At 69.4% G+C, this 9,214-nt stretch carries 3 protein-coding genes and 1 pseudogene; all 4 read right to left on the bottom strand.

The annotated features are described in order from the left end of the window. Positions 1-1,561 (bottom strand): annotated as a pseudogene (locus RWO33_RS17035) (translocation/assembly module TamB); the annotation flags it as partial. Next, entirely contained in the window at positions 1,558-3,342 is a 1,785-nt protein-coding gene (locus RWO33_RS17030; protein WP_314106346.1) for an autotransporter assembly complex family protein, read from the bottom strand. The gene RWO33_RS17030 and the pseudogene RWO33_RS17035, both read right to left, overlap by 4 nt. A 77-nt stretch (positions 3,343-3,419) precedes the next feature. Then, a complete protein-coding gene (locus RWO33_RS17025; RefSeq protein WP_314106345.1) occupies positions 3,420-3,872 on the bottom strand; it encodes a hypothetical protein in 453 nt (150 codons plus the stop codon). Between the two features lie 157 nt (positions 3,873-4,029). Continuing rightward, on the bottom strand, positions 4,030-9,214 hold a 5,185-nt coding region (locus RWO33_RS17020), incomplete at its 5' end, for a hypothetical protein (RefSeq protein WP_314106344.1).

Below are 9,214 nucleotides of genomic sequence, written 5' to 3'. Positions count from 1 at the left end.
CGTCCACGGTGGCTTCATAGCTGCCGGCGGTGCCGGCCGGGCTGCCCGCCGGCGGCGGCAGCTGGCGACCCTTGGAGGCGACGGCGCCGGACAGGCGACCGTCCCACCCGGGCACGAAATAGCCGGGATCGAACGCGGCCAGCTTGGCGGCCACGTCCCAGTCCAGCTGCGGCGCCCACGCCACCTGGCCGGTCACATCCAGCGCGCCGCCCGGGGTCTTGGCCTGCAGCTGCCTGATCTGCGCGGCGGTGTCGCTGCCGCGCACGTCGAACTGCAGGTCCGCGCGCTGCTGCTCGCGCTCGACCGAGGCCTTGCCCACCGCCGCCCAGGTCTTGAGCGTGCCGGCCAGACCCATCCGCGCTTCCTTCAGGGTCACCGGAACCGGCTTGGCCGCGCCCGGCGTGGTGGTGTCCGGTTCGGGCACGAAGGTGAGGTCGTTGGCGACGATGGAGAAGCGCAGGCTGGCGTTCTCGCGGTCGCGGAAATCCGCCGTGCCCTGCAACCGCGCCTGGCCACCCCAGCCCTTCACCACCAGCGGCGACACGGTCAGCACCTGGTCGGCCAGGCCGACGTTGGACGGCGCCAGCTCCACGGCCAGGTCGCCCTGCTGGATACGGCCCTGCAGGTTGGCCTGGCCGCCCTTGCCGCTGGCACTGAAGTCCAGCGACAGCGGCAGCGTGGCCGGGTCCATGCCCGGCACCAGCAGCGCCAGGTCCAGTTCCTTGCTGCGTGCGCTGGCCTTCCACACCGGCTCGTCGCGGCCTTCGAACACCAGGCTGGCCTGCAACGGTGCCGGTGCGTGCCCGGCCACGGCGATCTCCATGCGCGCCAGGTCGCCGCGCGCGACCAGGCCCAGCCGGGCCGGGGTGCGTCCGCGCGGCGCCGGCAAGGCGGCGCCGATGGTGATGTCGGTGGTGTAGTCGTTGCCCGGCAGGTAATGGCCATCCACGCGGAAGTCGCCCAGGTCGCTGTCGATCTTCAGCTGGCGGGCGCGGAACTCACCGTTGGCGATCTCCAGCCCACCGCGCAGCTTGGTGATGTCGACCAGCGGTTCCTGCGCCTGGGTGATGCGGAAGCCGTCGATGATGATGGTGTCGGCCTGGATCGCTAGCGGCATCTCGATCTGCGGCAGCGAGCCCGGCCACGACGGCATTTCGAACGGCTCATCGCTCTTGGCCAGGTTCAGGGTGGCATTCTTGATCTGCAGCGCATCCAGCTGCAGCTTGCGGCCCAGCAGCGGGCGGATGTCCGGGTCCAGGTAGGCGCGTTCGGCGGTGAAGTGGATATCGTCGTAGCGGAAATCCACGTCGTGCAGCACCAGCGGCCCGGCCACCGGGCCATCGACCTTGCTCCAGGTGAGCGTGGCACCGACCGGCAGGCGCGCCACCACCTGCGCCAGCAGCACGTCGCGCCCGGCCACGGTCTGCAGCAGCCAGTACAGCAGCAGCAGCGCCAGCAGCACCAGCCCCAGCACGGTGAAACCGGACCACGCCCAGAAGCGTCGCCTGCGGTAGAAGCGCCTGCGCGGCGGCGGCGCGGGCGTCGGGGTCGGCGTGCTCACAGGTCCGCTCCGATGCTCAGGTACAGCTGGAACTTCGAGTCCGGGTTGTTGAGGCCATGCGCCACGTCAACGCGTACCGGTCCCACCGGCGATTTCCAGCGCACGCCAAAGCCCACGCCGGTGTGCAGGTCGATATCGTTGTCGAAGGCGCTGCCGGTGTCGACGAACACCGCCCCGCCCCACGGGCCGCCCTTGAAGTAATGCTCGTACTCGGCCGACGCAGTGACCAGGTTCTTCGCGCCCAGCGCGAACTTGTCCGGTGGCGGCGTGCGCGGGCCGACCTCGCGGAATGCGTAGCCGCGGATGCTGCGGTCGCCGCCGGCGAAGAAGCGCAGGCTCGGCGGCATCGCGACCAGGTCGCTGGTCCAGGTGGTGCCGCCTTCGCCGCGCAGGATCAGGCGATCGGCGTCGCCGACCGGAATGAACCAGCGCAGCATCATGCTGGCCTGCACGAAGCTGGTGTCCGAGCCGGCGCCTTCGACGCCACCGCGCAGGGTGGCGCTGCCGCTGATGCCGCTGCGCGGGGCCAGGCGGTCATCCACGTTCACGTAGTCGGCCACCAGCTGCGGGTACACCAGCGTGGAGGTGTTGTAGATGGCGTTGGTGAACTCGGTGCCCGACGCGTAGCGCCAGCGCTCGCGCAGTGCGTTGATCGAGGCGATCGCGGTCCAGTGTTCGTTGATCTCGCCGCTGCGGCTGCCGATCAGCTTGAAGTTGCGCAGGTCGATGTAGTCGGTCTGCTCGTCGTAGGCACTGGCGGTCAGCCCGTACCAGCCGTCCAGCCACTTGAATGCCGGAATCCGGTAGGTGGTGACCAGGCTCTTGCGCTTCTGCGCATAGTCCAGCTGCGTGTTCATCTTGTGGCCGCGGCTGTTGAGGAAGCGCCGCTCCAGGCCGCCGCGCACACCCGCTCCGCTCTCGCTGCCGTAGCTGACACCGGCGGTGTAGATGGTGCGCTTGGCACGGGTCAGGTTGACGTCCACCGGCACGTTGCCGTTTTCATCGGCCTGGTCCGGCTGTGGCTGGATGTCGATCACGCTGAAGTAGTCCAGCTTGGTCAGCGACTCGCGCAGGCGGTCCAGCTTGCCTTCGTGGAAATAGCTGCCGGTTTCCCAGTACACCAGCGGGTCGAACAGGCGATCCACGAAGTAATCCTGGTGGAAGCGGATTTCGCCCATGTTGTAGCGGCGGCCGCTGTCCCAGGTCAGGTCGATGTCGGCGGCGTTCTCGGCGCGGGTGATCTCGACCCGGCGCTGGGTGAAGTCCGCATCGAAATAACCACGCTCGGCCAGGCGCCGGGTGACGGTGACGCGGCTGGCGTCGTACAGCGTGTGCTCGAAGCGCTGTCCCTTGCGCGGACGGAAGTTCTCGAGGTCTTCCTGCAGGTACTGGTCCAGCTGCGCCGGGCCGGTGATGTCGATGTTCTCGCGCCGCACCAGGGTGGGCGGGCCGCGATCGACATGGATCACCACGCGCACGGTGTCACCTTCGCGCGGGCTGTCCACGGTGATCACCGGGTTGTAATAACCGAACGGCTCCAGCGCCTGCCGGGTCTGGCGCTCGGCCTGCGACAGCAGGTATTCCAGCCGCGACTCGCCCTGGACCTTGCCGATGGTGTCGTACAGCGACAGCGAGACTTCGATGTTCTCGATCATCTCGGCATCGTCGTCCCTGTCCAGGCCGGTGATGTCGACCTTCTCGATGGTGCCGCGCGCATGCGCGGTCGAGGCGATGGCCAGCGACAGGAACAACAGCGGCAGGAAATATTTCAAGGGCGGCATGGGCACAGGATAGCGGGATCGTGCCAAAAACGAAGCCCGTCGCTGCGCCGCATGCGGCCTTGGGCATCACGCCATATTCACGCAGGTGGAAGGTGGGCCAGGAATTGCGACCAGTCCATCGAGGGCGACACGGAGATTTCGTAGCCCTCACCGCCGTCCATGCCGGACTCGATGCAGATGCTGAAGAACGCAGGCGCCGCCACGCCCGGCACGCAGGCGTAATAGCAGTCGCCGTTGCCGTGGTTGTTGTAGCGGCCGAAGATCAGCACCCCGTCGCGAAGGGTCAGATTCCCGCCGCAGGCATCGAGCCCGTCGTCGTCGTCCCCGGCTGCCACCTTCTGCTGTACCGGCCCGCCGGCCTCACCGTCCTGCAGGAATCCCTGTGCGAGATAAGCCAGCAGGTCGTCGGCGATCCCGCTGCGGAACAGGTCGCGGGCGAATGGTGTGGCCTGGGAGCCGAACAGCAGGAAGTCGTGCTCGCGCTTGCCCAGCGCCTGCTCGCGGGCCTCGCCCAGCAAGGGGGAGTCCACTGCAGCTGCAGGCGTTACGCCGGAGACGACAGGAACGCGGCCGGCGCCATTGATGATCATTGCGTTTATCTCGACATCGGGTGGGTACGCCGCCGACCGGGGCTCGCACCCCGGCCGGCGGATGTTGACATGGTGCCGCATCCAGCGGCGGCGCGCCTCAGAATCCCTCGTCCTCCGGCTTCGTCGGCGTCCACAGCCGCGGCACCGGACGCTCCGGCGGCGAAGCAATCAGCTGCTCATCGGCCCACTGGCGGACGTCGGGCTTCTTCAACTCGGCGGCTGCCATCTTATGCATGTCGCTTTCGGAATGTCCTGCGCCCTCCCATGCCGCGCGGTGCTTCTCCATCACCCGCAGCGCGGCCTGTTCCGCCCGCCACTCCAAGGCCTCGGTCGGCGTGGCGAAGTGATAGAACACGGTAAGTTCGACCTTGGGCAGCATCTTGTTCAATTCGGCCAGGCGGCGATCGCAGCTGTAGGAACAGGGGTTGCTGTCGGACAGCATGCCAACCTTTCCGGTGACCTTGGGCACCGGGCCCGTTCCATCGAGAAGGTCCGCAATCCCGGGCACGGCCTTCTTCAATGCGTCAAACCACCCCTTCAGGATCTTGCTCTCGCTGCATGAGCGGATCTGGTACAGGTAGTAGTCGCCGGGCGTCAGGGTTCTTGCATTGCTTGCCAGCAGGCTGCCCTCGCCAATGTACTGCCGCATCGGGTCGGAGAATGCCTTGCTCTCCAGTGCATCGAACTGCGCGTCGGTCAGCTGGGCGAATGACCGGGCCTGCTTCTCGCCCGGCACCGTCACCTGCAGATCGCGTTCGGTGAGGGTGATCTTCTTCGACGCCTGCCCCGCTTCGGCCAGCCTGCCCACCGACGGCATCAGGTCCGCGCCGAGCGGATAGTCCGCGCGGAACAGGTCGTTCTGCATCGGCCTGCCCTCGGCCTGGGCGGCGGGCAGGAACACACGACGCACCGGCACCGGCGTGACGAAGTTCTCCGGACGCATCCATGCCCGCGGCACGGTACTCAAGGCGAACCCGCGGTCCGGGAAATCGGGTGATGGGCCCAGCGGAACGCCGTCGTACGCGATGCCGTCCAGGCGGTAGCAGGCCGCGTTCATCAGGTCGTATCCGTTCAACGTACGGAAGTTCTGTTTCTGCAGTTCCTTCATCCGTGCCGCGTCCGCAGGCGGCAGGGATTGTTTCTCGGCCTTGAGCTGCATCATGCGGGTGGTCAGCGCCTTCAGTTCGCGTTCTTCCGCGCGCAGGCTGCTATAGGTCCGGTCCAGCTCAAGCCGCATCGTCCCCAGCCTTCGATGCATGTCGTCGCGCAGGGCGATCATGTCCGGGCCCAGCGAGATGCTGTCGGGTGGGTCGCAGTCCGCCGACCGGCGGGCGCGTTCATGGGGCCGTGCATCACTGTTGGGGCTGCCCCCGGCAACCGGCTTGAGCGGTCCACGCACGCTGCAGCGCGCCGCGATCGGCATCTGTTTCATCTGCTCGACCACTTCGCGGCGCAGCATGGACGCGTCGCCCAGCCGGCTCTTTTCCGACGCGGCAAGCTGTTCGAACAGCGCGTCCTGCCAGTGCGGGTGCGCCTTGCCCTGCGCATCCGACACGATCATCGCGCCAGCGCCGGGACGGAACGCCAGCCGCGCTTCGGCAACCCCGGGCGTCGCCGAGCCGACCAGCAGCAGCGAGCCCCCCTGGCCATCGTCACGCACTTTGAGGGTGCGGCCGGGAAGTGCCGACTGCAGGTGGGTGGCCAGCTGCTGCACATCGGCAAGCGTGCCGAAGGCATCATTCACCACCGCCTGCCGTTGTTGGCGCTGGGTGCGGCTGGTGAGCGTGTCGGCCACCAGTGCGCGGATGTCTTTCGAGAAGATCCACGACTCCACCTCGCGCGTCTGCAGGCCGTTGGCGCGGGCGACGATCTCTTCCGCTTCGGCCTTGGTCAGTTCGGGGAAGTGCTTGGCCAGGTTGTCCGCGGCGGTGGGCAGGCTGCGCTGTGCGCTGATCCAGCGCTGCCAGGTGATACGGCTCTGCCCCGGATCGGCCTGGATCACCCGGGCCAGTTCGGCACGCACCGCCGCCACCAACGTGTCGCGGGCGCTGTCGGCAGGCAGCTTCAGCCGCTGGCGCAGTGCGCTTGTGTCCGAAGCGTCGACCAGCGCGTCGATGCCGGGCAGGGTCCGTGTGTCGGCCACTTCCACCATCAACCCAACCGGGCCCCGCCCGAAGCGGGCACCGCGGGTCCACTCGCCGATGGTCTCCACGTAGGTTTCAACGCCCTTGCCGTTGCCAAGCGCGGGGCTGTCGGCCCAGGCGCGCAGGATGATCGCCTCATCACCGGGAATGCCCAGCGCCCCGGGGTCGTCGAGGATGCGCTGGATGCGCTGGTCGATGGTCAGCGCCTGCACCACATGGCGCAGGTCCGCACTGGGCGACGAATCGCGCGAGCGCACCCCGAACACGGCTTCCAGCTCGTCGAGCTTTTCCGGCGGCAGGTTCTCCGCTTCCGGCAACCGGTTCACCCACTCCCGCTTGCCCACCGGCGACGGCGTGGTGGTGCGACGGCGGGCTGGCGGCTGCTCCTGTCGCCGCCAGGCGTTGTTGCGGAACTCGACCGGTGGCCCCACCTGATCGGGCGCCTTGGGCAGGTGCAGGCGCAGCACATCCTCGTGGTCCGCCGCGGCTTCGACGAAGCGCCCTTCCTGCCGGATGAACGACCGCTTGCCCTGCCGGTACAGCGTGCCGCCAGCGGCCAGCGGCTGCCCCAGCATCGGCAGGCCGGTAGCCGCCAGTGACCGGTCTTCAAGGGCGAGGCCGGTATCGACCTGCCCGTCGGGACGGAACGCGCGCGCCTGCTGGCGCCACTGGCGCACCGCATCGGCGGCCTCGGACACGGTGCCCACCCCGCGCCTGCCCAGCTGGTACATCAGACCGGGAATGGCGCTGAGCTGGGCGGGATCCAGCAGGTCGAACAGCCCCGCGCCGGCGATGAGGATCGCGTCGTTGAAAAGGCCGCGCTCCCAGTGGTCGAGGGCGTCGCGGAAACTCTCGGCCACCAGTCCCAGCGTGCCGGCCAGGCACACGGCAGCGGCGCTCCCGGCGCTGGCCAGCGAACATATCGCACCCACGCCGACCGCACCGACCAGGCTGAAGGTTTCCGCGAAGCGCTCCAGCTGGCTCACGGTCATCTCGTCCACGTCATCGATGCGCGCGGCGATCAGCGCCGCGGCGGCGGACTGCGGGCCACGCGTGGCGGCATAGTCCACCGGCAGCGCACGGCGGGCCGAGGTGTGTTCGAACATCGCCGCCAGGTCCGGGTGGTGCCGGTACTGCGTGCGCGCGCGGATGTAGGCCTCGGCCCCCGGCTGGCGCAGCCACGCGCGGAAGCCGCGATCGTCGAGCAGGCGGTCGCCCTGTGCGGTATCGGGCAGGAACACCTGCGGACCGGTCGCGGTACGCAGCGCCCACATGCCCGCCATCACATGGCCCCGCAGCGTCACCGCCTGCAGGGACGACGGGCGCCTGCCATCGGCGTCGAGCGCCGCGTGCGCGGCGGTCAGCGCTGCATGCGTGGCGGCATCGAGGGTGCCGTCCTGGCGGGCGGTCTCGATCATCCAGGCGCTGCGTGCGCGCAGCTGGTTGGCCAGTGCGTCGGCGAACGCAGCGCCGCGTGGGCTGCCGGGCAGCGCCTGCAGGTGCTCGATATAGGCGTCGGCGAGGCGGTTGCTGTCGGCGAAGGCCTCCAGTTCGACGCAGATCGCACGGCGCAGCGCCGGGTCCTGCAGGGTTGCGGTCAGTGCGGCCGCTTCCGGCGGCGTGCCCTGCGCACCGCCCTGGTAGGCAACCAGCTGCAGGGCATCCATCGTGGCGTCCTCCAGCCACGGTGCAGGGTCCAGCCGCGTGTTGGGCAGGCCGATCTCGTGCGGCGACAGGTCCGGCACGTTGACCGGCAGCGACGGCCGCCGCAGCCCGAAACGTTGCCAACCGCTGGTGGCCCAGTCGGTGAGGGCCATTTCGTGGCTCCCTACCCGCAGCCGCACGCGGTCCGGGTCGAACCCGTCCGGCCCGCCCTGGAATCCGGCCGTGCGCAGCGCATGCTTCATGGCGTCGGCAACGCTGTCGTGCGCGTGCTGGCGCAGGGTCTGCAGCGTCCCGTCCTGCTGCAGGCGGTACGTGCGCTCCGCCGCGACGTTGGCAATGCCCAGGGGGCTCCAGCGCAGCAGGTTGCGGTCCAGCTGCTGCTGCGCCCGCTGCTGGCCGTGGTCGACCAGCGCATCGGCCCACTGCTGGAGTGCGCCGGCGGCTTCGTCCACCGGGACGAAGTGCAGCTGGAAACTCTCGCCGGGATTCCATGCCTGCGGCCCCTGCTGCCCGCTTTGATGCCGGGCGAGCCGCTCCTCCCATCGCCTTACCAGGTCAGCGACGGCCGCACGCTGTGCAGGCGCCGCGGCCCCCACGACATCCCCGGCGAGGGTGCCGTCGATCCGGCCGCCCTCGGCAAACGCGCCGATCCGCGCACGCTGGGTGTCCAGGAACTGGCGGAAGGCCTGTTCGTCGCCGAACGCCTGGAAGCGGGACAGGTCCGAGCGGTACAGCACGACCTGGCCGTGCAGGCCGGGCTCGCCGACGCTGCGCAGCACCAGGTAGTTGGGCACCGGCACCGTGACCGGCGCGCCATTGGCCAGGCGATCCACATAGGTCAGCGCGGATCGTTCCACCGTACCGCTGCCCTGCAGGAACCCCAACACCACGTCGGCGCCGCGGCGGTGTGCGTTGCCGCTGCCCAGCACGCCGCTCGCCTTGGCCTTGAGTGCGTCGACGACCAGCCGTGCCTGCAATGCACGGCTCAGCTGCGGGCGCAGCCGTTCGGTCCGCGCAGTGATGTCCGCGCGCAACCGGCGGGCGTCGGTGCTGCCGGCAAAGCGGGTCAGCTGCGCCAGCTCGGTGGCCGCGAGCGGCACACCGCCGCGCAGGAAGGTCGGTGTGCCCTGTGCAGCGCGCGCGAGGCAGAACTGCAGCAGCGGCAGGCGGTCGTCGACGTCCATGCCGGCCACGCGGGTGGAGGGCAGGCGCACCTCGATATCCTGCCAGTCGCCCTGGAAGCCCACCTTGCGCAGCGCCGCACGCATCGCCGCGTCGGCGCCGTCCTCGATCGCGTCCAGCGCCGGGCGCAGATCGCGCAGCGCCTGCCATTGGCCGACCAGCAGCTCCTGTTCGGTCGCCGGCAACCGCGCCACCCACTCCCAGCCGGGGTGGGTGGCGATGTCGCGTGCCACCGCCACGGACAGGCGGCGCCTGCTCTGCAGCTGCGCCAGCAGCGCGGCATCGCTGCGC

The organism is uncultured Stenotrophomonas sp. (assembly GCF_963519925.1).
Taxonomy (GTDB): Bacteria; Pseudomonadota; Gammaproteobacteria; order Xanthomonadales; family Xanthomonadaceae; genus Stenotrophomonas; species Stenotrophomonas maltophilia_AE.
This window is presented reverse-complemented; position numbering and strand designations above follow the sequence as displayed.